The 22258-nt window shown below is 63.3% G+C and carries 22 protein-coding genes; 6 read left to right on the top strand and 16 right to left on the bottom strand.

The genetic code is table 11. The features are described from left to right. Nucleotides 1-223: 223 nt before the first annotated feature. The 7 genes from M0D67_RS14130 to mltG all read right to left on the bottom strand — a co-directional run bounded on the left by M0D67_RS14130 (nt 224) and on the right by mltG (nt 5824). The gene (locus M0D67_RS14130) at nt 224-580 is read right to left on the bottom strand and encodes a Rap1a/Tai family immunity protein (RefSeq protein WP_054042704.1); all 357 of its coding nucleotides are present in this window, start codon (nt 578-580) and stop codon (nt 224-226) included. 214 nt (nt 581-794) lie between these two features. After that, on the bottom strand, nt 795-1535 hold the full coding sequence (locus tag M0D67_RS14125) for an ankyrin repeat domain-containing protein (protein WP_266238949.1): 741 nt from the start codon (nt 1533-1535) through the stop codon (nt 795-797). Nucleotides 1536-1587: 52 nt separating this feature from the next. Next, nucleotides 1588-2379, bottom strand: a complete 792-nt coding sequence (locus M0D67_RS14120; protein WP_266238948.1) for a TatD family hydrolase — start codon at nt 2377-2379, stop codon at nt 1588-1590. Nucleotides 2380-2438: 59 nt separating this feature from the next. Then, a complete protein-coding gene (locus M0D67_RS14115) occupies nt 2439-2957 on the bottom strand; it encodes a GNAT family N-acetyltransferase (protein ID WP_171925704.1) in 519 nt (172 codons plus the stop codon). A gap of 107 nt (nt 2958-3064) precedes the next feature. Next, the gene (locus tag M0D67_RS14110) at nt 3065-4099 is read right to left on the bottom strand and encodes a DNA polymerase III subunit delta' (protein WP_171925705.1); all 1035 of its coding nucleotides are present in this window, start codon (nt 4097-4099) and stop codon (nt 3065-3067) included. Between the two features lie 94 nt (nt 4100-4193). Beyond that, nucleotides 4194-4814 (bottom strand): dTMP kinase, encoded by a 621-nt coding sequence (gene tmk, locus M0D67_RS14105; protein WP_154559259.1) that lies wholly within the window; start codon nt 4812-4814, stop codon nt 4194-4196. Further along, the gene (mltG, locus tag M0D67_RS14100; RefSeq protein WP_171925706.1) at nt 4814-5824 is read right to left on the bottom strand and encodes an endolytic transglycosylase MltG; all 1011 of its coding nucleotides are present in this window, start codon (nt 5822-5824) and stop codon (nt 4814-4816) included. Before mltG ends, tmk begins: the two co-directional genes overlap by 1 nt. A gap of 78 nt (nt 5825-5902) precedes the next feature. Here mltG and M0D67_RS14095 point away from each other — a divergent pair, with 78 nt between their 5' ends. From M0D67_RS14095 to M0D67_RS14085, 3 genes are read left to right on the top strand one after another with little or no spacing between them, the layout of a single operon-like run. After that, a complete protein-coding gene (locus tag M0D67_RS14095; RefSeq protein WP_266238947.1) occupies nt 5903-7000 on the top strand; it encodes a folate-binding protein YgfZ in 1098 nt (365 codons plus the stop codon). 45 nt (nt 7001-7045) lie between these two features. Continuing rightward, the gene (locus tag M0D67_RS14090) at nt 7046-7258 is read left to right on the top strand and encodes an AbrB/MazE/SpoVT family DNA-binding domain-containing protein (RefSeq protein WP_171925708.1); all 213 of its coding nucleotides are present in this window, start codon (nt 7046-7048) and stop codon (nt 7256-7258) included. A 24-nt stretch (nt 7259-7282) separates the two neighbouring features. Further along, a complete protein-coding gene (locus M0D67_RS14085; RefSeq protein ID WP_171925709.1) occupies nt 7283-8146 on the top strand; it encodes an NRDE family protein in 864 nt (287 codons plus the stop codon). Nucleotides 8147-8248: 102 nt separating this feature from the next. Here the strand turns inward: M0D67_RS14085 and M0D67_RS14080 are convergent, their stop codons facing one another. From M0D67_RS14080 to M0D67_RS14055, 6 genes are all read right to left on the bottom strand, one after another. Further along, nucleotides 8249-9208 (bottom strand): alpha/beta hydrolase, encoded by a 960-nt coding sequence (locus tag M0D67_RS14080; protein ID WP_171925710.1) that lies wholly within the window; start codon nt 9206-9208, stop codon nt 8249-8251. Between the two features lie 60 nt (nt 9209-9268). Then, entirely contained in the window at nt 9269-10156 is an 888-nt protein-coding gene (locus M0D67_RS14075; protein ID WP_154559254.1) for an SDR family oxidoreductase, read from the bottom strand. Nucleotides 10157-10274: 118 nt separating this feature from the next. Further along, nucleotides 10275-11273 carry an NADP-dependent oxidoreductase gene (locus M0D67_RS14070; protein ID WP_171925711.1) on the bottom strand — a complete coding sequence of 333 codons (999 nt, stop codon included), beginning with the start codon at nt 11271-11273 and terminating at the stop codon, nt 10275-10277. Nucleotides 11274-11387: 114 nt separating this feature from the next. Further along, nucleotides 11388-11873 (bottom strand): PaaI family thioesterase, encoded by a 486-nt coding sequence (locus tag M0D67_RS14065; RefSeq protein ID WP_171925712.1) that lies wholly within the window; start codon nt 11871-11873, stop codon nt 11388-11390. A gap of 8 nt (nt 11874-11881) precedes the next feature. Further along, on the bottom strand, nt 11882-12184 hold the full coding sequence (locus M0D67_RS14060) for a Dabb family protein (RefSeq protein WP_171925713.1): 303 nt from the start codon (nt 12182-12184) through the stop codon (nt 11882-11884). Between the two features lie 63 nt (nt 12185-12247). Next, nucleotides 12248-13777 carry a PLP-dependent aminotransferase family protein gene (locus M0D67_RS14055; RefSeq protein ID WP_216674156.1) on the bottom strand — a complete coding sequence of 510 codons (1530 nt, stop codon included), beginning with the start codon at nt 13775-13777 and terminating at the stop codon, nt 12248-12250. A gap of 178 nt (nt 13778-13955) precedes the next feature. Between M0D67_RS14055 and M0D67_RS14050 the strand changes: the two genes are divergently transcribed. Together M0D67_RS14050 and M0D67_RS14045 are read left to right on the top strand one after the other, a co-directional pair. Continuing rightward, nucleotides 13956-14333, top strand: coding sequence for a hypothetical protein (locus M0D67_RS14050; RefSeq protein ID WP_171925715.1), 378 nt, complete (start codon nt 13956-13958; stop codon nt 14331-14333). 70 nt (nt 14334-14403) lie between these two features. Next, nucleotides 14404-14922: an LEA type 2 family protein gene (locus tag M0D67_RS14045; protein WP_154559328.1), complete on the top strand. Its 519-nt coding sequence runs from the start codon at nt 14404-14406 to the stop codon at nt 14920-14922. A 168-nt stretch (nt 14923-15090) separates the two neighbouring features. Here the strand turns inward: M0D67_RS14045 and M0D67_RS14040 are convergent, their stop codons facing one another. The 3 genes from M0D67_RS14040 to M0D67_RS14030 all read right to left on the bottom strand — a co-directional run bounded on the left by M0D67_RS14040 (nt 15091) and on the right by M0D67_RS14030 (nt 20437). Continuing rightward, nucleotides 15091-16269 carry an acetyl-CoA C-acyltransferase gene (locus M0D67_RS14040; RefSeq protein ID WP_154559249.1) on the bottom strand — a complete coding sequence of 393 codons (1179 nt, stop codon included), beginning with the start codon at nt 16267-16269 and terminating at the stop codon, nt 15091-15093. Nucleotides 16270-16524: 255 nt separating this feature from the next. Next, the gene (locus M0D67_RS14035) at nt 16525-18609 is read right to left on the bottom strand and encodes a 3-hydroxyacyl-CoA dehydrogenase NAD-binding domain-containing protein (protein ID WP_171925716.1); all 2085 of its coding nucleotides are present in this window, start codon (nt 18607-18609) and stop codon (nt 16525-16527) included. A 142-nt stretch (nt 18610-18751) separates the two neighbouring features. Continuing rightward, a complete protein-coding gene (locus M0D67_RS14030; RefSeq protein WP_171925717.1) occupies nt 18752-20437 on the bottom strand; it encodes a 3-(methylthio)propionyl-CoA ligase in 1686 nt (561 codons plus the stop codon). 259 nt (nt 20438-20696) lie between these two features. Here M0D67_RS14030 and M0D67_RS14025 point away from each other — a divergent pair, with 259 nt between their 5' ends. Further along, nucleotides 20697-22253 (top strand): YdiU family protein, encoded by a 1557-nt coding sequence (locus M0D67_RS14025; protein ID WP_266238945.1) that lies wholly within the window; start codon nt 20697-20699, stop codon nt 22251-22253. The last annotated feature ends 5 nt before the right edge of the window (nt 22254-22258 follow it).

The raw sequence follows: 22258 nt of genomic DNA, 5'->3' as shown, positions 1-22258 counted from the left end.
TGAGGCTTCCGGCGCGGCATGCCTGTAGACATCTTAGGCGTTCGTCCGCCAGGACCGGGGATAGGTGCATAAGCCGGCGGCCTGTGAAAGCGGGCGGCCGGGTTTAAGCCGGCCAGAAACACGCCTCAAGGCTCAAGCAGGATGAAACGCCCGACGTGCCCGATTCGGGCACGCGGCGCAAACGTCAGCCGCGACTCATATCAAATTCAAATCAACTACGCGATCAGCTACCGCTCTTGCAAGGAAATGCCTTGCCGAGCCCGAGCGAGATCGCCGTGCTGGCGTTATAGCCCGCGACGATCGGATTCTCGGCGATGTACTTGCGTACCGCGTCGGTGAGTTGCGCCGAGCGCGCGTCCGGCGGCAGGCAGTAGTACTGGCCGACGCGCGGCCCGGTGGTGCCGCCGATCGCGTCGATCGTGTTGAAGATGCCGTCGGCGGCGCCTTCGATATACGCGGCACACGCACTACGCGATGCCACATCGGTTTTCGTGCACAGCTTGTTGAGGTCGCCTCCCGTAAACGCGGCTGCCGATAACGGTACGGCAAGCGCGCTGGCGAAAATCAAAGCCCGCAGCATGGTGTTCCTTTCCAGGGTCGTTTATCAGGCGGTCTAGCGCCGCATCGAACCGGCGCGCCTCGCAACGCGCCAAGTCGTCATTCTGCACTGTTTTGCGAAGCGGCAGGCACGCCAACCGGTGCTATCTTCAGGCAAATTTGTGGTCCAGGGAACCGACGGCCGGTGTCCGTGAAGCTGGCGCCCCGGCGGCCGGTTCTCCGGCTTTTCGCGCACTTCACTTCTGTTGCATCTGCTGCAGGCGCGCAGTGAGGCCTTCGACCACGTCCGGTTCCTTGTAGGTCTTCGCGAAATCGAGCGCAGTCAGGCCGATCTGGTTCTTCACCGTGAGGTCCGCGCCGTTATCGAGCAGGAGCTTCACCGTCGACACATGACCGCCGCGCGCGGCCATCATCAGCGGCGTGGTGCCGTTCGGCGAGCCGGCGTCGACGTAGGCCGAATGGTCGAGCAGCACCTTGACGATACCGTCGTGGCCGTTCGCAGCCGCGTAGTGCAGCGGCGCCCAGCCCTTCTTGTTGACTTCGGCGTCCTTCGCGATCAGCAGGTTGACGAAGTCGAGGTCGCCGCCCAGCGCGGCCATCATCATCGCGTTCTCGCCGGCTTTATCCTGGATCTCGATGTCGGTTTTCGGATTGGCAATCAGCGCCGCCCCCACCTTGTCCGACTTCTCGCGCGCGGCGATCACCAACAGCGGGATGCCCTGGTTGTCGACACTGTTCGGGTCCATGCCCTTGGCGAGCAGCTTGTTGACACCGTCGACGTCGTCGAATTTCACCGACTTGATGAGCGAGTCGATCGGCGCGGCCTGAACCGGCGAAGCGACCAGCGAAGTCAGCGCGGCGCAGGCAAACGTGGCGGCCAGCGCGAGGCGCGACACGCTGCGGCGTGCCGAACCGAGGGCAATTTGCGCCGCTGAAGTCTCTTGAATCGCCGCCGTCGAAGTCGAATAATTTGTCATGTTTTACTTTAGGAAACGTCCCTATCCATTTGATATTTATTGGCTTTACCGATCACACACCAGCCGGCGCGGGAATCTTGAAGAGCCGGAAGAAGTTTTGTGTCGTCGCGGCGGCCAGTGCCGTATCCGGCATCTCGCGCTGTTGCGCGATGAAGCGTCCGACATAACTTACGTACGCAGGTTCATTAGGCTTGCCGCGATACGGCACGGGCGCGAGGTACGGCGAGTCGGTTTCGATCAGCAAACGCTCGAGCGGCACGCGGCGCGCAACGTCCTGCACGTCGGTCGCGCTCTTGAAGGTGACGATGCCCGACAGCGATATGTAAAAATTCTGCGCCAACGCCTGCTCGGCGACCGCCCACGGTTCGGTGAAGCAATGCATCACGCCGCCCGGCTCGCTCGCGCGCTCCTCGGCCATGATGCGCAGCGTGTCTTCCGCCGACGACCGGGTGTGGATGATCAGCGGCTTCTTCGTGGCGTGCGCCGCGCGGATATGGGTGCGAAAGCGCTCGCGCTGCCATTCCATATCGGCGATCGTGCGGCCTTCCAGACGGTAGTAGTCGAGACCGGTCTCGCCGATCGCGACCACCTTCGGATGTTCGGCCAACTCAATCAGTTCGGCGAGACTCGGCTCGCGCATGTCCTCGTGATCCGGATGCACTCCAACCGACGCATACACGTTCTCGTACTGGTTGGCGATCGCCAGCACGGACGGCAACGTCTCCAGATCGACCGATACGCACAGCGCATGCGTGACCGAATGGCTGCGCATGTTCTCGAGCACCTGCGGCAGGCGGTCGGCGAGTCCTTCGAAGTTGATATGACAGTGCGAATCGACAAACATGATGATGTCCTGCTGATAAGTAGCTGGGTGTGAATCTGGCTGTAAATCGTGGCTGTAAATCAGGCCGCGGCCGGCTCGAGCCGTTTGCCGAGAATCACCAGATCGCGTTCCACGCCGTCCAGCACCGCGACGCGCGGCAGCGCCCCCCACGTGTCGAAACCGAAGCCGCGGAACAGGCGCAGGCTTGCGTCATTGTGGCCAAAGATAAAGCCCAGCACGGTGTCGATGCCGAGCGTCGGCGCCACTGCCAGCGAGGCTGCCAGTAGTTGCTTGCCGAGACCCTTGCCACGCGCGCTTTCGTCCAGATAGATGCTGACTTCGGCGGTACGCAGATAGGCCGGGCGGCCGTAGAAATCCGAGAAGCTCAACCACGCGATCACGCGGCCGGACTGCTGCGGATCTTCCACCACCCACAGCGGACGCTTGTGTGGCCCGTGCGCATGAAACCACGCCAGACGGCTTTCGACGCTCACCGGTTCCAGATCGGCGGTGACTTGCCGCGACGGCACGGTCGAGTTGTAGATGGCGACGATCGCGGGCAGATCGTCGAAGGTGGCATCGCGGTAGGAAAGGCTCATGGTGCTTTGACGTGAGATGGAAGGCGAATCGGCGGACGGATGCATGGATCAGCGTGGCGGGTTAAGGCACGCCAGCCTTGCACACACCGTCGGCCATCAAAGTTGATTTACGCAAACAGCTCGCGGTAGCCGATAAACAGTTCTTCGAACACCAGCCGCGCGTTCAGCGGATGGTTCTCGACAGCGCGCTGGCGCGTCACGGTGCGCATAAAGCGCGCGAACGCGCTGGCGTCAGCTTGCGACGCACAGCGCGACAACGCCGTCGACGCCTGCGGAAAATAACGCGGCGCGCCGGCTGTGCGCTGCGCCAGCAAATCGTACATCCAGCGTTGCAGCCAGCCGAGCACGAGCGGTACCGGCAGCTTCTGCAGCGCCTCGCCGCAGGCGAAGGCGTCGCAATCAGCGCCGGCGGCCAGTTGCTTCAGGGTCCAGTCGCGCAGCGCGCGGTTCTCGTCGCTCGCCAGTGCGAGGGCCGTGAGCGGCGCGCCGCCGGCTTCGGCGAGCAGCGCGGGTGCTTCGGCGACGCCTTGCGCGGCGAGCCACTTCGTGGCGACTTCCGGCGCGGGCATCGTCATCGGCCATTGGCGGCAACGGCTGATGATGGTGGGCAGCAGGCGGTCGACGCGCGCCGACACCATCAAAAACACCACGCCGGCCGGCGGTTCTTCGAGCGTTTTCAGGAGCGCGTTGGCCGCGGCGATGTTCAGCCCCTCAGCGGGATACAGCACGACCACGCGCGCACCGCCGCGGTGCGACCCGACGCCGACGAAATCAAGCAAGCCGCGAATCTGCTCGATCTTGATCTCCTTGCTGGGCGCGCGCGTCTTCTTGCCTTCGTCGCCGTCGGCCTTCTCGGCTTTTTCGTCCGCGGCGCTGGCGAGTCCGGCTTCGGCAGCCAGCGCTTCGGGCACGATGATCCGATAGTCAGGATGATTGCCCTGCGTGAACCAGTTGCAGGCGACGCAGGCGCCGCACGGCTCGCCGTTCGCCTGCTGGGCCTCGCACAAAAGCCCCTGCGCGAGGTGCTGCGCGAAGCGCAGCTTGCCGATCCCCGCCTGGCCATGCAGCAGCAAGGCATGCGGCCAGTGCCCACGCAACTGCTGCAGGCGGTTCCAGTCATCGGCTTGCCACGGATAAATCATCGTTTCTCTTTTAAATCAATAGACTGACGAAGTTTCATGAGACGTTACACGAGCCTCATCAGTCGTCATAACTCAAGATTATATTCTTTTAAAATCAAAGAACTGCGATCAACTCTTCAAGTTGCTTCTGAATTCGCACGATGGTCTGCGAAGAGTCAATGATAGCGAACCGGTACGGCGCTTCTTCCGCGCGGCGCAGATATTCGGCACGGGTGCGATTGAAAAATGCCTCCGACTCGCTTTCGAACCGATCCGGATCGCGCGCGGCGCTGCGCCGTTCGCTTGCGACCTCCGGCGTCAGGTCGAACAGCACCGTCAGGTCCGGCTGAAAACCGCCCTGCACCCAGCGCTCCAGCGTTTCCAGCTTGTCGCGCGGCAGGCCGCGGCCGCCGCCCTGGTAGGCGAAGGTCGCGTCCGTGAAGCGGTCGGACAGCACCCAGTCGCCGCGCGCGAGCGCCGGCTCGATCACTTCGGCCAGATGCTGGCGGCGCAGCGCGAACATCAGCAATGCCTCGGTTTCGAGGTCCATCTTCTGATGCAGGACGATTTCGCGGATCTGTTCGCCAAGCGGCGTGCCGCCCGGCTCGCGCGTCATCACGACCGAGCGGCCGGTGCTCGCGACTTTCTCTTCGAGGCGTTCGCGAAACCAGCCCAGGTGGGTTGTCTTGCCGGCACCGTCGATGCCCTCAAACGTTATGAATTTGCCCCGCGCCATCATTGCCCTCGAATGTATTTGTCCACGGCCTTGTTGTGATCGCCGAGGGTGTCAGAAAAGATACTGCTGCCGTCACCGCGCGAAACGAAATACAGCGCGGTGGATTGCGCCGGGTTCATCGCCGCCTGCAGCGATGCGACACCGGGTAGCGAGATGGGCGTTGGCGGAAGCCCCATCCGGGTGTAGGTATTGTAAGGAGTGTCGGTCTGCAGGTCTTTCTTCCTGATGCGGCCGGTGTAGCTGTCGCCCATGCCGTAGATCACGGTGGGGTCGGTTTGCAGTGGCATGCCCACGCGCAGACGGTTCGCGAACACGGCCGCCACCATCGGCCGGTCCGATTTCTTGCCGGTTTCCTTTTCGATGATCGACGCCATCGTCAACGCATCGTACGGCGTCTTGTACGGCAGGTTCGGCGAACGCGCGGTCCACGCTTCGTCCAGACGCAACCGCATCAGCCGGTACGCGCGACGGTACACGTCCAGATCGCTGGTGTTCTTGTCGAACAGATAGGTGTCCGGGAAAAACAGCCCCTCGCCGTTGCCGAGCGACGCTTCCGGCGCGTTGATCGCGTTCATCAGATCGGTGTCGCTCATGCCGATCGTGTCGTGCTTGAGCGCCGGATTGGCGTCCAGCTCGGCGCGCATGCGCTTGAAGGTCCACCCTTCGATAATGGTCGCCACATATTCGTTGACGTCGCCGCGGGCGATTTTTTGCAGCACTTCGTACGGCGTGATGCCCGTCTTGAACTCGTAGTTACCCGATTTCAGATCGCTTTGCAGACCGAGCAGCCGCGTCATGATGATGAACAGTTCAGGCTCGACCGGCACGCCGCCGCGGTTGAGCTGCAGCGTAACGCTGCGCAGGCTGCTGTGCGGCTTGACGGTGACATCGAGTTGCGCGGGGGTCAAATCGAGTGGGCTGGTGGCCCAGTGATATCCGCCTGCGATTGCTGCTGCGGCCAGCACAACGACGATTGAGCCGGCGACGAAACATTTCTTCAGAAGGGTCATGCGAAACTGGGCTGGGTTGGACCTCATATAATACTTGTTTGCCTTAGCTAAAGTCAGAATTGACTGTTCCCGGAATCCATGAACACACCGCTCGCTACCGCTTCAGGCACGCCTTCAGTTGCGCCCGCAGTTGCTCACACGGGCACTGCCGCCACGGCACAGGCTTCCGCACCCGTCGGACTTCCTGTTTTGCCGCGCCCCGCTGCTGACGAATTCGACGCTGTCATCGGGCAAGGCGCCTACATGCCGCTGACGCAATTCGGCGTGATCGACGCAACCGGTGACGACGCGGCGAGCTTCCTGCACGGCCAATTGACCAACGACACCCAGCATCTCGACGCCGCCAATGCGCGCCTTGCGGGCTATTGCTCGGCCAAGGGCCGGCTGCTGGCGTCGTTCCTGACGTGGCGCACCGGCGAGACGATCCGTTTGCTGGTGTCGAAGGACGTGCAGGCCGCCGTGCAGAAACGACTGTCCATGTTCGTTCTGCGCGCCAAGGCCAAGCTGGTTGATGCGAGCGGCGAACTGGCGGTGGTGGGTCTGGCGGGCGACGTGCGCAAAGCGCTTTCCGGTGTGTTCGATGCGCTGCCCGACGGCGTGCACGTTCAGGTGGACAGCACGGCGGGATCGCTGATTCGCGTTCCGGACGCGCTCGGCCGCTTGCGCTATCTGTGGGTCGGCCCGAAGGCCGCGGTCGAGGCGCGCCTGCCCTTGCTCGACGAAAAGCTCAAGCGCGTGTCGCCGGCGGTATGGGATTGGCTCGACATTCGCGCGGGCGAGCCGCGCATCACGCAACCGGTGGTCGAGCAGTTCGTGCCGCAGATGGTCAACTTCGACGTGCTCGGCGCGGTCAATTTCCGCAAAGGCTGCTATCCGGGTCAGGAAGTGGTGGCGCGCAGCCAGTATCGCGGCACGATCAAGCGGCGCACCTCGCTCGCGAACGTGGCGGGCGAACTGGAGACGGTCAGGGCCGGAGCCGAACTTTTCCATTCGAACGATCCGGGCCAGCCGTGCGGGATGGTGGTGAATGCGGCGTCGGCGCCGGAGGGTGGTGTCGACGTGCTGGTGGAGATCAAGCTGGCGGCGCTCGAAGGCGGCACGGTGCATCTGGGCGCGGCGGAGGGTCCGGCGCTGACGTTCCTGGCGTTGCCGTATGGGTTGCCGACTGAGGTCTGATTCGGTCAAGTTCGACACGTGTCAGTTAAATCCATAGGAAGCGCCATGAAGGTTTTGAAATGGGGCGATAGCCTCGCTATCCGTTTGCCCGCCGACATGGTGCAGTCGCTGCAACTGCGCGAAGGCGACACTGTCGACGTGATCGCCGCTGACGCGCAGCCTCAAGGTGTGGGCGATTCCAAGCGGGATTCCTACCTCGCGTGCCTCCGTCAATTTCGCGGCAAACTTCCTGCAGACTTCAAATTCTGCCGCTCTTAAGCCCCCACCGGGAGACACCACCCGATGTGCCTGATCGTCTTCGACTGGCGACCCGATGCGGTCGACGGACCGCTTCTCACGCTCGCCGCGAATCGCGACGAGTTCTTCCGCCGTACCGCCGAGCCGATCAACTGGTGGCATGACGCGCCGACCGTGCTGGCCGGCCGCGATCTGGTGGGTGGCGGTACGTGGCTCGGGATGTCGCGCGATGGCCGCTTCGCCGCGCTGACCAATTACCGCGCGCCGCATGAAATGCGCGCCGATGCGCCGACCCGCGGCACGCTTGTGAGCGACTGGCTCACTGGCTCCGCAAAAGGCTCGGACAACGGGGCGCACGAAACGCCGCTCGACTATCTGCAACACGTCGCGCAAACCGGCGATATCTACAACGGCTTCAATCTGCTCGTCGGCGACTGGACGCGCCGCGAGCTCGGCTGGTACTGCAACCGGTCGAACACCGCACCCACACTGCTCGAGTCCGGCACGCACGGCATCTCGAACGCGGTGCTCGATACCGCCTGGCCGAAGCTGGTTAAAAAGCGCGCGGAACTGGGCGCCATGCTCACGCGCGACGCGATGCCGCCGCTCGAGCGCCTGATCGATCTGATGCGCGATCCGCGTCTCGCACGCGATGACGAATTGCCGTCCACCGGTATTCCGCTTGAACGGGAGCGGGCGTTGTCGGCTGCGTTTATCGAAACGCCGGAATACGGCACGCGCGGTACGACCGCGGTGCGCGTGGTGGCGCATGGCGAGGTGATCAGCGTAGCGGCCGCCGAACGCAGCGACGATAACGGCTCGCATCGGATCGTACGGCCCGGCGATTTCGAGCGAAGCTTCGCGTTCAATGTTGAACGCGAGATCGCCTCACGAACGTTTGGCGACTAGCCCGGCCATTCACTGCCTGACGATCACTTAATGACCGCCTCGCCATGGTGCAGTCGGGTGATCAATCGCACGATCTCCCAGACGGCCTATGCAGAGCGCAGACTACTCCACACCGAACGCCACCCGCAAAGCCGCGGCGGCATCCGCATGTGCCTCTGCGACGTCAGGCACGTAGCCACCCATCTTGAAGAACTCGTGAATCATGCCCGGGTAGCGTTTTAGCGCAACCCGGTTGCCCGCTGCGCGTAGTTTCTCCGCATACGCGTCGCCTTCGTCGCTTAAAGGATCGTATTCGGCGGTCGCGATCCATGCCGGTGCAAGGCCGCTGAAATCAGGCGCGCCGCGCGTCCCGTCGAGCGGCGCGAAACGCCAGTCGTCGCGGTCGCTTTTATCTCGCACGTATTGGTCGAAGAACCATTGAATCGTGTCGCCCGACAGCAGGAAGCCATCGGCGAGGCGCGAGTGCGAATCGGTTTGCTGATAGCCCGTGGCGCCCGGATAAATCAACAATTGCAGCACGAGCTTGATGCCCGCATCGCGTGCCAACACCGCGCACACCGTTGCCAGCGTGCCGCCCGCGCTATCGCCTCCCACCGCCAGCCGCTCCGCATCGATGCCGTACTCCGCGGCATGCGCGTGCAGCCAGGTCAACGCATCGAATGCGTCTTCAACGGCGGTGGGAAATTTGTACTCGGGTGCGAGCCGGTAATCGACCGACAGCACCGTGCAACGTCCGTCGCGCGCGAACATCCGGCACAACGCATCGTGCGTAGCGACGCTGCCGACCGTAAAGCCCCCGCCGTGGTAATACACCAACGCCGGCGCAGGCTCGGCCCAGCTCGGCTCGACAGGTTGATAAAGCCGCGCGCGAATCGTCGCGCCGTCGCGTGTCGGCACGCGCAGGTCTTCTATCGCGAACATTGGCGCGCTCGCGATCTCCAGGATCGGCGCGCTTTTTTCGTAGGACGCGCGCGCCTGTTGCGGAGTCAACTCGTGAAGTTGCGGGCGTTTCGCGCGCGCGATCATGTCGAGCACCTGCTCGATTTTCGGGTTCAGCGGCATTGGGCGTCGAGTGGCGCGTGGGCGGCGAAGGTTAGTGGATCAAAAGTGGGGAAACAGCACCTAGCTCGCGTTCTTCACTTCGGGCTTCAGCGACATCGGATCAGTCGGATTGCGCAACTGCTCGATGTCCTCGTGACGCAGCTTCACCGTCGCCATGATGCCCGGATGCGTGACGATGTAGAAACGCCGCGCAGCGATCGCTTCGAACGTGATGTCGGCGACGTCGGCTGCGGTCAGCTTGCCCGATTGCACCGCGCGTTGCAGTTGCTTGCCGGCGGCGATCTGCGAGCGGGTCGGCCTGCTATCGTTGCGCAAATCCGCGGGCCGCGCGCGTTCCGCGTCGGCGATGCCGGTCGGCACGAAGGCCGGACACAACAATGAACAGCCGACTGCACCGCCCTCCGTATGCCCGGCTTGCGCCAACTGCAGGTCGTGATAAAGCGTCTCCGTCAACGACACGACGGCGTGCTTCGAGGCGTTGTAGATGCCCATCGCGGGCGGCGACAACAAGCCCGCCACCGACGCCGTGTTGACGATATGCGCGGGTTCGTTCTGCCGCAGCATGATCGGCGTGAAGGCGCGCACGCCGTGCGCGACGCCCATCACGTTGACGTTGAACACCCACGCCCAGTCGTTCGCCGTGCTTTCCCAGAGGAAGCCGCCCGAGCCCACGCCCGCGTTGTTAAAGAGCAGATGGACTTTACCGAAGGCGTCGAGCGCCGCTTGCGCGAGCGCTTCGACCTGGGCGGCATCGGACACGTCGGTCGGCACGCCAATCGCCTCCGCACCGCCGGCGCGCAATGCGTCGACGGTTTGCGCGAGCGCCTCGGGATTCACGTCGGCGAGCACGAGCTTCATGCCGAGCGACGCGCCCTTCTCCGCGAACGCCCGGCCGAAACCGCTTGCCGCACCGGTGATCACCGCCACCTTGCCTTCGAATTCGAACATCCTTCCTCTCCTGAATTTAGCGGTCGGGGATTATCCGCTGGGAACCGTCTCAGCCGATATGTTTATCGGCCGAGTCTCACCGACATCTACCGCATGCGCGGCTCGACAGCTGCCGCGCTCAGATTAGCTTGACGAGTTGCTTGCCGAAGTTCTTGCCCTTCAGGAGACCGATAAACGCTTCAGGCGCGGCATCGAGCCCTTGCGCGATGGTCTCGCGATATTGCAGCTTCTTCTGCGCGACCAGCGTGCCGAGCTGCTTGAGCGCTTCAGGCCACACGTCCATATGCTCGCTGACGATGAAGCCCTGCACCAGCAACCGCTGCGTGAGCATCAGCGACGGATGCTTGAGCGGCATCGGCTGGCCGTCGTAGCCCGCGATAAACCCGCACAACGCGATGCGGCCGAACGCGTTCATGCGCGCGAGCGTCACGTCGAGCACTTCGCCGCCGACGTTCTCGAAGTAGCCATCGACGCCATTCGGCGTCACAGCTTTGAGCTCCTGATACAAATTGCCGGCCTTGTAGTCGACACAGGCGTCGAAGCCGAGGGCCTCGACCACATAGCGGCACTTGTCCGCGCCACCCGCGATGCCGACCGCGCGCGCACCGGCCAGCTTGGCCAGTTGCCCGACCACGCTGCCCACGGCTCCGCTCGCCGCGCTAACCACCACCGTCTCGCCTGCTTTCGGCACGATAATTTTGTTCAGGCCGTACCAGGCCGTCACGCCGGGCATACCGACCGGGCCAAGATACGCCGACAGCGGCACATGCGTATCGTCGACTTTCTGCACGCCCGCACCGTTCGAGGTGCCGTACTCCTGCCAGCCAAACATCGCGACGACCTTATCGCCGACCGCGAACTTCGGATTCTTCGACTCCACCACTTCGCCCACCGTGCCGCCGATCATCACTTCGTTCAGCGGCTGCGGCGCTGCGTACGACTTGCTGTCGTTCATCCGGCCGCGCATGTACGGGTCGAGCGACAGGAAGTGATTGCGCACGCGGAATTCGCCATCGGCAAGCGGCGCCAGAGGCGTTTCGACAAGCTTGAAGTTATCGGGCGTAACCGCGCCTTGCGGACGCGAAGCCAGCACGAGTTGACGGTTGATCTGGGGCATGACGATCGTCTCCATGAGTTACCGATGTGATCGGCGAATAGTTCGAACCAACAGCGTCTGCAAAAGAGGAGTCAGCGCGCACGGCTCTCGACACGCACGCTATTCATCCGGTGATTAACCGTCGCTTGGACCGGGTTTCGCCGAAGGATCGCTGCGCAGACGCTGTCGCGTCACGTCGCGGCCCACGGCGAGGCGGCGCATATATTTGAAAGTGCCGAGTGCTTTGGCGACGAAGTGACCTTCGCTGTCGCGAATCTCGCCTTCGCAATAGGCCATGGTGGTCGAGCGGTGCAGCACGCGGCCGGTGGCGCGCAATTCGCCGCGACCCGGTTGCATGAAGTTGACCTTCATCTCGACGGTGACCACGCCGACGCCGTCGCCGGCCAGACTGCGCGCGGCCATCGCAAGCGCGACGTCGGCGAGCGTCATGGTCACGCCGCCATGCGCGACATCCCACGTATTCATGTGATCGGGTTGCAGCGGCAACACGACCTCGCTGGCGCCGTCCGCCGCCGAGACGAGTTGCGCGCCGAGCCGGTCGACGAACGGGCTTTCGGGCAGCGTCGCGCTGCTCGCTTTAGATGAGGATGAGTCGGTCATTGCGGATTTCAGATTTCGTAGTCGACACATTCACGCGATTCGCGCACCGCACCGACGAAGCCTTTCAGCGCCTGGTGCGTCGGATGGACCTGGTAGGCGTCGAGCGCGGCTTTGTCGGTGAAGTCCGACACCAGCACGATGTCGTAGGTCGATTCGAGGCCCGGTGCCGCGATGCCGACTTCGAGCTTGAGCATGCCCGGAACAATGTCGCGGCAGCCTTCGAGTTTTTCCTTCAGCTTCAGGACGTTTTCGGCACGCGAGGCACCTTCTGCAGTTTCCTTGAGCTTCCACATCACAATATGACGGATCACGGGATCACCTTCTTCGATTCAGTTCGTTGGGCCGGGACTTAGCACAGCAGGAAATCATAACCGCTACGGCGTTCGCGCATGCGCTACCCTCCGCGCCGCCAGACGCCCTAACCTGCGCACCGCGTCATCGGCCTGATCGAGATCCGTACTCGGGCAACTCAGGCGAATGAAATGATCGAAGCGCCCTGCGTTCGAAAACACCGTGCCCGGCATCACGCGAATACCTTCGTCCAAAGCCGCATCGAAAAAAGCAGCCGATGACACGTCACGCGGCAGCTCGATCCAGAAAAACATGCCTCCGCCCGGCGGCGTGAAGCGCGTGCCCTCGGGAAACGATGCGGCGATAGCAGCGGCCATCCGTTCGCGCTGAATCCGCAGACGGTCGCGCAAACGCCGCAGATGCCGTTCATACGCATTCGTTTCCAGAAATTCGGCGAGCACGACTTGCGACAACTGCTCGTTATGGCGCGACTGCGCGAACTTCAGCATGCCGATGCGCGGATGCCAGCGTCCGCCGTTGATCCAGCCGACCCGCATGCCCGGAGCGAGCGTTTTGTTGAACGACGTGCAATGGATCACCGTGCCGTCGGTATCCCAGGCCTTCAACGATCTGGGCGGCTGCCCGGTGTCGGCGAGTTCGCGGTAGGGATCGTCTTCGATCAGCGGAATGCCCGCTCGCGCGCAAAGTTCGACGAGCCGTGCTTTGTGCGCATCGGGCATCACGCTGCCGAGCGGGTTCTGCAGATTCGGCACGACCACGACCGCCTTGATGTCGGGATGCGTTTGCAGCGCGAACGCCAACGCTTCGATGGCAATACCGGTAGTCGGACTGGCCGGAATTTCGAGCGCGCGCAGGCCTAGGCTTTCCAGCGCCTGCAGCAAGCCGAAGAAGCACGGCGATTCCACCGCGACCGTGTCGCCCGGCTGCGTGACCGCGCGCAAGGCCAGGTTCACCGCCTCGATGCCGCCGTGGGTCATGATCACGTCGTCCGCGCCGATCTGGATGCCGGCGTCGAGCGCACGGCGCGCAATGATGGCGCGCAGTTCGGGATCGCCCTGATCGGATCCGGCCGCGGTCAGCAAGGTCGGCCGTCGGCGCAAGGCGCGCAGCGCGGCCTTCTGCAATGCGTCGGTGGGATAAAGATCGGGCGATGCGGTCGCGCCGCCGAGGTTCAGCGCGTCGGGATAGCGCTGGAATTTCGACACGATCGCCGAAATCGCCGAATGGATGCCGACGAACTGCGCGGCGCCGGGCACGACCGCAAGGTCGGGCTCGGTTGCCTCGGGCAGCGCTGCGGTTTGACGGGCGCGCACGAAATAACCGGCACGTGGCCGGGCGTCGATCAGCGCGGCGCGTTCCAGTGTTCGATAGCTCTCGGTCGCGGTTGCGAGGCTCACGCCGTGCCGCTGCATGAAGGCGCGCATCGACGGCATGCGATCGCCGGGACGCAGCGCACCGTTATCGATCGCGCGGCGGTATTGGTCGGCCAGTTGGCGGTAGAGGGGGCGGCCATCCGTGGGCCGGCCGTCGGCGGGCGACGCTTCCGTGCACGTCGCCGCTTGTGCGTCGGGTATCGAGGTAGAAGTGCTCATGAGCCGATGGTGCGGATAGTTAGGGCGTAGGGACAGATACACATCCGCGAGATTCCAACCGATACAGCATGTTTAAACCCCGCCTTGTACCGGTTCACATTGTCCATTATTGCGCCTGTTTTCACTCGGACGGACTCAATAAGCTGTGTGGCATGAAAACGGTTTAAGGGAATCGGTCATGCCCATCACTCAACCTCGCACGGGTTTGCCTCACGATGCCGCCACCTCGCGCGTTGCCGCCGGTCAGATGGCCGTGCACGATTTGCGCGCACGAACCTCGATCGTGGCCGTCGAAGGCAATCTGCGACTCGACTTCCGCGATCATTCGCTGGCGTGGCTGGGAGACGCCGTTCCAGTCACGTCGATCACGCTGCGTGAAGGCGAACGCTATATCACGCCACAGCGCGGCGTCGTGTCGATCAGCACAGCGCATGCGAAATCCGCCGCGTTCGTCGTCGAGCCACGGCGCGCTGAAAACGAGCGGCACCGCTTCATCAGTCAAGCCGTGCGCAAGCTGACGAACCTCGTCAAAACGCAGCTGCAGCGCGTCACCTGAAACGTCTCTGCTGCCGCGGAACACCCCGCTACAATGCATGACCCAACCCGCTTCCTTCGAGGTGCCGGTCATGTTCTTCTTTCGCGTACTGCTGTCCCGCCGTCACGCCCGTCTGGCCGCGATCCTCGCCGTCATCACGCTGACGCTCAACGGCTGCGCCGGTCTGTTCGGCGGCGACCCTTTGCGCGTGAGCGTGGCCGGCATCGAACCGGTCGACGGTCAGGGCCTGGAGATGCGCTTCAATGTCAAACTGCGCGTACAGAATCCCAATGAATCCGCTGTCAACTTCGACGGCGTGTCGCTTGCTCTCGAACTGAACGGCAAGCCGTTCGCCAGCGGTGTCAGCGATCAGAGCGGCACCGTGCCGCGCTTCGGCGAAACGGTCGTCAATGTACCGCTGACGGTGCCCGCCTTCGCCGCGGTTCGCCAGGCGTTCGCCTTCGCAGGCGCCGTGCAAGCGGACTCCGCGCAGTCGGGACAGATTCCGTACATCCTGCGCGGCAAGCTCGCCGGTGGCCTGACAGGCACGACACGCTTCGTCGATCAAGGTACGTTAAGCCTGCCGACGCTCGGTACTGCTTTGCCCTGATGCGGCTCGGTCCGTGCCGCCAGTCGATGCCGGTGATTCTTGCCCGCGGCCGAGGCGAGCCAAACCCACCCGGATAAAAAAACGGGTGCCGTGGATTCAATGCCTGCACGTCACATCGCACCGAACCACACGACACCCGCTTTTAATCAAGCCCGCTCTCGCGCCTGATCAAACCACTTCGAACAGGCCCGCCGCCCCCTGGCCGCCGCCGATGCACATCGTCACGACGACCAGCTTCGCACCGCGCCGCTTGCCTTCGATCAGCGCATGGCCGGTCAAACGCGCGCCCGACACACCATACGGGTGACCCACCGCAATCGCGCCACCGTTCACGTTCAGGCGGTCGTGCGGAATACCGAGCTTGTCGGCGCAATACAGCACCTGCACCGCGAACGCTTCGTTCAGCTCCCACAGGTCGATGTCTTCGACTTTCAGGCCTGCCTGCTTGAGCAGCTTCGGCACCGCGAACACCGGGCCGATACCCATCTCGTCCGGCTCGCAACCGGCCACCGCAAAGCCGCGGAAAATGCCGAGCGGTTGCAGCCCTTCGCGCTCAGCGACCTTCGCGTTCATCACGACGCAAGCCGACGCGCCGTCCGAGAACTGGCTCGCATTGCCCGCGGTGATCACGCCGCCCGGCATCGCGGTACGAATCTTCGACACGCCTTCGAGCGTCGTGTCGGCACGAATGCCTTCGTCGGCGCTGACCGTGACTTCCTTCGTGAAGAGACGCCCGCTCGCTTTGTCGGCGACACCGGCCAGCACCGTCAGCGGCACGATCTCGTCCTTGAACTTGCCGGCTTCGAGTGCAGCCGCGGCACGCTGTTGCGAGCGCACGCCGTATTCGTCCTGACGTTCCTTCGAGATCGAGTAGCGCTTCGCGACGTTCTCGGCGGTCTGCAACATCGACCAGTAGATTTCCGGCTTGTTCTTGCTGAGCCAGCCTTCGGTCAGCATATGGTGGTTCATCTCGTTCTGCACGCACGAGATCGATTCCACGCCACCCGCGACGAACACATCGCCCTCACCGGCGATCACGCGTTGCGCGGCCAGTGCGATGGTTTGCAAACCCGACGAACAGAAACGGTTCACCGTCATGCCCGGCACGCTAACCGGCAAACCGGCGCGCAGTGCGATCTGGCGCGCGATGTTCATGCCCGTCGCGCCCTCCGGATTCGCGCAGCCCATGATCACGTCTTCGATGCGCGCCGGGTCCAGCTTCGCGCGCTCGACAGCGGCCTGTGTCGCATGGCCGCCTAGCGTCGCGCCGTGCGTCATGTTGAAACCACCGCGCCATGATTTGGCGAGGCCCGTACGGGCGGTCGATACGATTACGGCGTCAGTCATATGTCTCTCCTATGTCGACCCGAGTTAGCGCTTTAGCGCTTACTCGGGTCCCATGCAAAGCGGTCGACCCGAGTTGGCGCTTTAGCTGTCGACCCGAGTTAGCGCTTTAGCGCTTACTCGGGTCCCATGCAAAGCTCTTACTCGGGTCCCATGCCAGTTGGCTGGTCCTTCCAGATGGTGATGGTGGGCGCGCTGGCGGATCGCTCAGCCGCCCCACTTCATTCATTTCACTCATTTCGCCTGAGCGGCGGCGCTTCAGCCGTTGAACCCACGGCCCTTGGCCGCGAGCTCCGCGATGCTCGGCGCCAATTGCCAGGCGTCGCCATTCGGGCGCGATGCATAGCGGCGAATCGCGCGCTCGACGTTGTAGAGGCCGACCGTATCCGCGTACAGCATCGGACCGCCGCGATAGAGCGGGAAGCCGTAGCCGGTCAGATAAACCATGTCGATGTCCGACGCCTTCGACGCAATCCCTTCCTCGAGAATCTTCGCGCCTTCGTTGACGAGCGCGAACACGAGACGCTCGACGATTTCTTCGTCGCTGATCTTGCGGCGCTCAGTGTTGGCTTCCTTCGAGAAGGTCGAGATCATCTCGTCGACCACTTTCGACGGATACGCAGTGCGGTCACCCGCCTTGTAGTCGTACCAGCCGCCACCGGTCTTCTGGCCGAAGCGCCCCGTCTCGCACAGACGATCGGCGATCTTCGAGTAGTGCATATCAGGATGTTCCTGATAGCGGCGTTTGCGGATCGCCCAGCCGATGTCGTTACCCGCGAGGTCGCTCATGCGGAACGGGCCCATCGCGAAGCCGAACTTCTCGATCGCCTTGTCCACTTGCGCGGGCAGCGCACCTTCTTCGAGCATGAAGAGCGCCTGGCGGATGTACTGCTCGATCATCCGATTGCCAATGAAACCGTCGCACACGCCCGAGACCACCGCGGTCTTCTTGATCTTCTTCGCAAGCTTCATGACGGTGGCGAGCACGTCTTTCGCCGTGTCCTTGCCGCGCACCACTTCAAGCAGCTTCATGACGTTGGCCGGGCTGAAGAAGTGCATGCCGACCACGTCCTGTGGACGCAACGTGTACGCGGCGATCTTGTCGACATCCAGCGTCGACGTGTTCGAGGCCAGGATCGCACCGGGCTTCGCCACTTCGTCGAGACGCTTGAACACCTGCTCCTTGACGCCGAGTTCCTCGAACACCGCTTCGACGATCAGGTCGGCGTTTTTCAGGTCGTCGTAGGAGAGCGTCGGCGTGATCAAGGCCATGCGCTGTTCCAGCGCTTCGGGCTTCAGCTTGCCTTTCTTGACGGTGGCTTCGTAATTCTTGCGGATCGTGGCGATGCCGCGGTCAAGCGCTTCCTGCTTCGTTTCCAGCAGCGTGACCGGAATGCCCGCGTTGATGAAGTTCATCGCGATGCCGCCGCCCATCGTGCCGGCGCCGATCACGGCCACCTGCTTGATGTCGCGTGCCGGCGTATCGGAAGGCACATCGGGAATCTTGCTCGCGGCGCGTTCGCCGAAGAACGCATGACGCAGCGCGTGGCTTTCCGGCGTCTGCACGAGCGCGATAAAGCATTCGCGTTCGAATGCAAGGCCCTTGTCGAAACCGCTCTGCACGCCCGCTTCCACGGCGTCGATGCACTTCAGCGGCGCCGGGAAATTCTTCGCCATCGCCGCGACCGTATTGCGTGTGAACTGGATGAAACCGGCGGCATTCGGATGCTCGATCTTGCGGTCGCGCACCTTCGGATGCGGGCCCGTTTTCGCGCCGACCTTGCGGGCAAACGCGAGCGCGGCTTCAGCCAGATCGCCTTCCACGACTTCGTCGAACAGGCCTGAGTCGGCGAGCTTCTCCGACATCACCGGCGCGCCGGAGACAATCATGTTGAGCGCGGCTTCAAGGCCGATTGCGCGCGGCAGACGCTGCGTGCCGCCCGCGCCCGGCAGGATGCCGAGCTTCACTTCCGGCAGCGCGATCTGCGCGCCGGATGCGGCGATGCGGTAGTGCGCGCCGAGCGCCAGTTCCAGCCCGCCACCCATCGCGACGCTATGAATCGCGGCGATAACCGGCTTGGCGCTGCCCTCGACGGTCTTGATAACCGTATGGAGGGTCGGCTCCTGGGCCGCCTTCGGCGTGTTGAATTCGGTGATGTCGGCGCCGCCCGAAAAGGCTTTGCCGGCGCCCGTCAGCACGATCGCCTTGATGGCCGGATCGTTCTGCGCGCGCTCGATCCCTTCGACGATACCGGCTCGAGTCGAGAGGCCGAGACCGTTTACGGGGGGATTGTTCAGCGTGATGACGGCCACGCCGTCATGAGTTGTGTAGTCCACTGCCATCTGCCTGCCTCCGTGCGATGAGGCGGCGCATGACGCGCCGCCTGTCCGGTTGATCGAGTCGGCTCATTGTCCGACTTTAGCTCCGATTTCCCCGGGGTCAGCAGGCAGAATACACAAAAAAGCACGCTCGTTCAATTTATCGTTAGACGGGGTTTCCCCTGGCAAGCGGAGTCAGGGGGCAATCCTTCTCGTCTTCGAGCGCGGACGGCAGGATGTGGTCGCGGAAAATGTCGCGCAGTTTGAGCTTCTGCAGCTTGCCGGTGGCCGTATGCGGGAGTTCGTCGACGAAGACGACGTCGTCGGGAATCCACCATCTGGCCACCTTGCCGTCGTAGAACGCGAGCAGTTCCTCGCGCGTCACGTCGAAACCCGCCCGTTTGACGATCACCAGCAATGGCCGTTCGGTCCATTTCGGATGCGCGCAGGCGATGCACGCGGCTTCGGCCACCGCCGGGTGCGCGATCGCGACGTTCTCGATGTCGATCGAACTGATCCACTCGCCGCCCGACTTGATCACGTCTTTCGAGCGATCCGTGATGTGCAGGAAGCTGTCGCGGTCGATGGTGGCGACGTCGCCAGTCGGAAACCAGCCGTCCACCAGCGGCGAATCGTCCTTGCGGAAATACCGGTCGATCACCCAAGGGCCGCGCACGTGCAGATCGCCGAACGCCACACCGTCCCACGGCAGATCGCGCCCGTCTTCGCCGACGATCTTCATATCGACGCCGTACAGCACATGGCCTTGCTTTTCGAGCAATTTGCGCTGCTCCGCCAACGGCCGCTGACTCTGCTCCCACGTCAATTTCGACAAGGTGCCGAGCGGCGACATTTCCGTCATGCCCCATGCATGGATCACCTGTATGCCGTATTCATCTTCGAAAGCTCGCAGCATGGCCGGCGGACAAGCCGAGCCGCCAATCACCGTGCGATTCAGCGAAGAGAAACGCACCTTGGCTTCGCGCAGGTAGTTGAGCAAGCCGAGCCACACGGTCGGCACGCCGGCCGAATACGTGACGCGTTCGTTTTCCATCAATTCATACAGCGATTTGCCGTCGAGATCCTTGCCGGGAAAGACCAGCTTCGCCCCAGTCAGCGGCGCGGAATGCGGGATGCCCCAGGCGTTCACATGGAACATCGGCACGACCGGCAGCACGGAGTCGCGCGCGGACAGGCTCATCGCGTCGGGCAGCGCTGCACCGAACGCGTGCAGGACGGTCGAGCGGTGCGAGTACAGCGCGCCTTTCGGGTTGCCGGTGGTGCCGGACGTATAGCAAAGATAGGATGCCTGCCGTTCGTCGATGGCCGGCCAATCGTAATTCCCGTCCTGCGCTTCCACCAAGGTTTCGTAGCTCAGCACCGGCGTTTGCATTGCCGGCAGATGGTCTTCATCGGCCAGTGCGATCCAGCCGCGCACTTTGGGGCACTGCGGCGCCAGCGCATCGACGAGCGGTGCGAACGTGGTGTCGAAGAGCACGTAGGCGTCGTCGGCGTGGTTGACGATGTAGGCGATCTGATCGGGAAAGAGCCGCGGATTGATGGTGTGGCACACGGCGCCGAAGCCGGTCGTGCCGTAATACGCTTCCAGATGCCGGTAGCCGTTCCAGGCCAGCGTGGCCACCCGCTCGCCGGGTTCGACGCCGAGCGCGATCAGCGCCTGCGCCAGCTGCTTCGCGCGCTTTTCGCAGTCGCGGTAGGTGTAGCGATGCACGTCGCCTTCGATGCGCCGCGACACGATCTCGGTGTCGCCGAAATGCCGCGCGGCATGCGCGAGCAACGAGGACACGGTGAGCGGCACGTCCATCATCTGGCCAAGCAGCGGCGTCGTCATAAAGAGAGGTCTCCTCGCCTTGTTTGCGTCATTGGGGTTGTAGCTCGGGGGCCGCGCGGCGCGCTCCGTTTGAGTCACGTTTGAATCGCACGAAACGCTGCGGCGAGTCCGCGCGGCGTGCGCTGAAGCGGCGCCAGACGCGCTCCGGCAGAAGACGTCCGGCACGCAGGCGCGTGTCTGGCTAAACCTCGGCCTAACAGCCGGCCAGCACCTCCGCGGGCGCGGACTTACAATATCGGTTAATCCAGAGGCGCTCAACATGTCGTTTTCCCCAAGCATTGCAGGGTTATCCGGGCCTTTAGCGGCTCTTTCCGACGCACTGATCACCTCGCCCGAAAGCGCATTTGCGCGGCTCGGCAGCGTGTTTCTGACACGGCTGCCCGCGGCGCCGCTGAGTGCGCCCTACGTGGTTGGGTTCTCCGCAGAGACCGCCGCGTTGCTCGGTTTAGAGCCGGGGCTCCAGAATGATCCGGGGTTCGCCGAACTGTTCTCAGGCAACGCCACGCGTGAGTGGCCTTCCGAAGCGCTGCCGTATGCGTCGGTGTATTCGGGGCATCAGTTCGGCGTATGGGCGGGCCAGCTCGGCGACGGCCGCGCGCTCGGTCTCGGCGAAGTCGAACACAATGGTCAGCGCTTCGAGCTGCAGCTCAAAGGCGCGGGCCGCACGCCCTATTCGCGTATGGGCGACGGCCGCGCCGTGCTGCGTTCGTCGATCCGCGAATATCTGTGTTCGGAAGCGATGCATCACCTCGGCATTCCGACCACCCGCGCGCTGTGCGTGATCGGCTCCGACCAGCCAGTGCGCCGCGAGGAAGTCGAAACCGCGGCGGTCGTCACGCGCGTCGCGCCGAGTTTCGTGCGCTTCGGGCACTTCGAGCATTTCTATTCGAACGATCGCGTCGATGCACTGCGCGCGCTCGCCGATCATGTGATCGAGCGCTTCTATCCGCATTGCCGCGAAGCCGACGATCCGTATCTCGCGCTGCTGAATGAAGCCGTGAATTCGACCGCCGATCTGATGGTCGAATGGCAAGCCGTGGGCTTCTGCCACGGCGTGATGAATACCGACAACATGTCGATCCTCGGTCTCACGATCGACTACGGCCCGTTCGGTTTCATGGACGGCTTCGACGCCGGCTACATCTGCAATCACTCGGACTCGCAAGGCCGCTACGCGTACAAGATGCAGCCGCAGATTGCGTACTGGAACCTCTTTTGCCTCGCACAGGGTCTGCTGCCGCTGTTGGGTGTCAAGCATGAGGAAAGCGTGCGTGGCGACAAGGCGATCGAAGACGCGCAGCGCGTGCTCGGCGGCTTCAAGGAGCGTTTCGCGCCGGCGCTGGAGAAACGCATGCGCGCCAAGCTCGGCCTCGAAAGCGAGCGCGACGGTGACGACACCTTGATCAACCGTCTATTCGAAGTAATGCACGCCAACCGTGCGGATTTCACGCTGACCTTCCGCAATCTGGCGCGCATTTCCAAACACGATGCGAGCGACGACGCGCCGGTACGTGACCTGTTCCTCGACCGCGCCGCATTCGACGCGTGGGTGAACGACTATCGCGTGCGACTGTCCGAAGAAACACGCGACGACGCCGCGCGCGCCATTGCAATGAACCGAGTGAACCCCAAATTCGTACTTCGCAATCATCTGGCAGAAACGGCGATCCGCCGAGCGAAAGAGAAGGACTTCTCCGAAGTGGAGCGTTTGGCAGCCGTCCTGCGCCGCCCGTTCGACGAGCAGCCGGAAAGCGAGGCGTATGCGGGGCTGCCGCCGGATTGGGCCAGCTCGCTGGAAGTGAGTTGCTCTTCGTGACGAGC

The organism is Paraburkholderia sp. SECH4 (assembly GCF_030511745.1).
GTDB classification, from domain to species: domain Bacteria; phylum Pseudomonadota; class Gammaproteobacteria; order Burkholderiales; family Burkholderiaceae; genus Paraburkholderia; species Paraburkholderia madseniana.
Note: the sequence above shows the minus strand (reverse complement) of the source record. Positions and strands in the feature narration are given on the sequence as shown.